The following is a 3142-nucleotide window of genomic DNA, read 5'->3' as shown; positions in this document are numbered from 1 at the left end:
ACCGGCAGCACGACCGCCGGCACGCTCCGCAGGCGTACCGGTACGCGGGCGCCGTCGCCCGTGCCGGAGCCGTCGTCCGCGCCGGGGCCCGGACGCGCGTCCCCGGTCTCCGCGTGCCCGGTCGGGTCGGCTTCGGCAGTGGCGGGCAGGACGACGGTCAGCGGGGTGGAGTGGTGCGACGGGTCGTCCGGGAGCGGCTCAGCGCCGTGCGGGTGCCAGAAGGCGACGGTCGAGCTGCGGGGCGGGTCGGCAGGCAGGAAGACGGCCGCGCAGCCGGCGAGCGCGGACACCTGGGAGGGTGTGATTGCCGTTGTCCGTGACACAGCGCTGATGCATTCCTCAAATTTGACTACTGGGGTCGGAGGTCGCCGAGGGTACCCCACCGCCCGCGCCGGCGGAAACCGGGTACGGAGACGGTGTCCCACGTTGAGGAACGGCCCGGGCCCGCCGGGCGTTCACATGGAGGAAGCGGTATGTACGCCGCTGACGCGGAGGAGGCAGGAGTCTATGAGCACTCAGGGGAAGGTCGCGGTCGGCGGCGTGGCGGTGGGCCTGCTGCTGTTGATCTGGCTGCCGTTCTGGGCGGTGCTGCTGATCGTGTTCGGTGTGCCGGCGGTGGCGTATCTGACGCTGGACCCCTCGCAGCGCAGGCGGCTGCGCCGGGTCTCGCGCCGCAGGGAACTGGGTCGCTGAGCGGCTGAGAGCCTCGCGCACCGCCGGATCTCCGGTCCGGCGGTGCGACGGGTGGGGCCTGTGGGGGCCCGCTGTGGGCGGACGGCGCCGGGTGCGCTGTCCGCCCACACGGCTGCCTGCGGTCGGCTGCCTGCGGTCGTGCGAACGGTGGTCGCTCAGGACGCCCGGGGTTCCCCGCCATCCGAGGGGAGGGCCCCGAGAGCCGCCAACTGCTGCGCGAACGGGGTCACCGGTTCCGGTCCGCTCGCCGGAGCCGGCCGGTGGCGGACCAGCGTCGCCAGCTCGCCCGCCGCTCTGGCGATACGCTCACCCAGCGGGTCGGTCTGCCGGCCACCGCTCTGACCCCAGTCCTCGGACGCCGCGTAGACGGCGGTCGGGGCGACCTGCGCCCGCAGGAACGAGAACAGCGGCCGTACGGCGTGCTCCAGCGCCAGCGAATGCCGTGGCGTGCCGCCGGTCGCCGCGATCAGCACCGGCCTGCCGGTCAGCGTGTCCGCGTCGAGCACGTCGAAGAACGACTTGAAGAGTCCGCTGTAGGACGCGTTGAACACCGGCGTCGCGGCGATCAGCGCGTCGGCCCCGGACACCGTCGCTGTCGCCTCGCGCAGGGCGCGTGCCGAGAGACCGGTGACGGTGCGGTGTGCGATGTCGGTGGCCAGGTCGCGCAGCTCGATCACCTCCACCTCCACCGGGTGGTGGGGCGCGGCGCTCTCCAGCTGGGACCGGGTGGCCGCCGCGAGCCGGTCGGCGAGCAGCCGGGTCGAGGACGGCGTGCCCACACCGGCGGAGACGACGGCGATCCTTCGGGTGGTCATCGGTTGCTCCTGTTCCGTGCGGTCGGGGTCGTGCCCGCGACGAGGGGGCCTGGGGCTCCGGTGTCGGTGGCTGTCCGGGGGCGGGGTCCCTCCGCGGGACCGGGGGGCGTCGGCCGGGCGGGGGTCATCGGGCGTCGGCGTGGCGGGACGACTGCTGCCGCTCCGCTTCGTGCCGGGCGAGCAGGTCCGCGTGGGTGGGGCCGGCCGGCACCTCGACGGGACGGTTGCGGGCGAACTCCTCGCGGAGCACCGGCAGGACCTCCTCGCCGAGCAGGTCCAACTGCTCCAGCACGGTCTTCAGCGGCAGCCCGGCGTGGTCCATCAGGAAGAGCTGGCGCTGGTAGTCACCGAAGGACTCGCGGAAGGTCAGCGTCTTCTCGATGACCTCCTGCGGGCTGCCCACCGTGAGCGGGGTCTGCTCGGTGAACTCCTCCAGGGACGGCCCGTGCCCGTAGACCGGCGCGTTGTCGAAGTAGGGGCGGAACTCCTTCACGGCGTCCTGGGAGTTGCGGCGCATGAACACCTGGCCGCCCAGGCCGACGACGGCCTGCTCCGCGCTGCCGTGGCCGTAGTGGGCGTAACGCTCGCGGTAGAGGTTGACGAGCTGCTGGAAGTGCTCCTTGGGCCAGAAGATGTGGTTCGCGAAGAAGCCGTCCCCGTAGTAGGCGGCCTGCTCGGCGATCTCCGGGCTGCGGATCGAGCCGTGCCAGACGAAGGGCGGCACGCCGTCCAGCGGGCGCGGCGTGGAGGTGAAACCCTGCAGCGGGGTGCGGAAGTTGCCCTCCCAGTCCACCACGTCCTCCCGCCACAGCCTGTGCAGCAGCGCGTAGTTCTCGATGGCGAGCGGGATGCCCTGCCTGATGTCCTGCCCGAACCACGGGTACACCGGGCCGGTGTTCCCCCGTCCGAGCATCACGTCCACCCGGCCGTCCGCGAGGTGCTGCAGCATCGCGAAGTCCTCGGCGATCTTCACCGGGTCGTTCGTGGTGATCAGCGTCGTGGAGGTGGACAGGATCAGCCGCTCGGTGCGGGCGGCGACGTAACCGAGCATCGTCGTCGGGGAGGAGGGCACGAAGGGCGGGTTGTGGTGCTCGCCGGTGGCGAACACGTCCAGCCCGACCTCTTCCGCCTTGAGCGCGATGGCGACCATGGACTTGATCCGCTCGTGCTCGCTCGGCGCCCGGCCGGTCGTGGGGTCGGTGGTGACGTCTCCGACGGTGAAGATTCCGAACTGCACGGGACTCGCCCTCCATCTGATTGAAGATTCAACTATACGAACGATGCCCCCTGCCGCGGTATTCCCGGTGGTGCGGGCCGGTGGTGCGGGTCGGCGGTGCGGCTCGTGGTGTGGGCCGGTCGCGTGCGGAGCGGTGCACTCCGGTCCCGGCGCCGTGGGGCGGGGGTGGTGGACGCCGTGCGTGCCCACGTGGCTGACGGTCGGTGCCTGGAGAGGCGCGGTCGGTTCTGTGCGCTCCGCCGGGTGCGGCGGGAGCCGTCAGACGGGTACCGCGAGCGCGAGAAAGCAGTCGTCCCGGTCCGTGTAGGACGTCAGCTCCCAGCCCGCCCCGGCCAGCAGCGGACGCAGACGGGGCTCGGCGCGCAGGTCGTCCGGGCTCGCCCGCCGGCCATGGCGG

4 protein-coding genes and 1 pseudogene are annotated in these 3142 nt (G+C 72.5%); 1 reads left to right on the top strand and 4 read right to left on the bottom strand.

Going from position 1 to position 3142, the window contains the following annotated elements; genetic code table 11:
* Window positions 1-290: hypothetical protein (locus ACYVE9_RS20590; RefSeq protein ID WP_461029366.1), on the bottom strand; the 290-nt coding region annotated here is incomplete at its 3' end.
* A gap of 217 nt (window positions 291-507) precedes the next feature.
* Here ACYVE9_RS20590 and ACYVE9_RS20585 point away from each other — a divergent pair.
* Window positions 508-693 carry a hypothetical protein gene (locus ACYVE9_RS20585; protein ID WP_461029365.1) on the top strand — a complete coding sequence of 62 codons (186 nt, stop codon included), beginning with the start codon at window positions 508-510 and terminating at the stop codon, window positions 691-693.
* A gap of 155 nt (window positions 694-848) precedes the next feature.
* Here ACYVE9_RS20585 and ACYVE9_RS20580 read toward each other — a convergent pair whose 3' ends face one another.
* From ACYVE9_RS20580 to ACYVE9_RS20570, 3 genes and pseudogenes are all read right to left on the bottom strand, one after another.
* Window positions 849-1508 (bottom strand): FMN reductase, encoded by a 660-nt coding sequence (locus ACYVE9_RS20580; protein WP_461029364.1) that lies wholly within the window; start codon window positions 1506-1508, stop codon window positions 849-851.
* 124 nt (window positions 1509-1632) lie between these two features.
* Entirely contained in the window at window positions 1633-2745 is a 1113-nt protein-coding gene (locus ACYVE9_RS20575; protein ID WP_461029363.1) for an LLM class flavin-dependent oxidoreductase, read from the bottom strand.
* Between the two features lie 258 nt (window positions 2746-3003).
* Window positions 3004-3142 (bottom strand): annotated as a pseudogene (locus ACYVE9_RS20570) (SAM-dependent methyltransferase); the annotation flags it as partial.

It is taken from the genome of Streptomyces sparsus (genome assembly GCF_054776295.1).
This window is presented reverse-complemented; position numbering and strand designations above follow the sequence as displayed.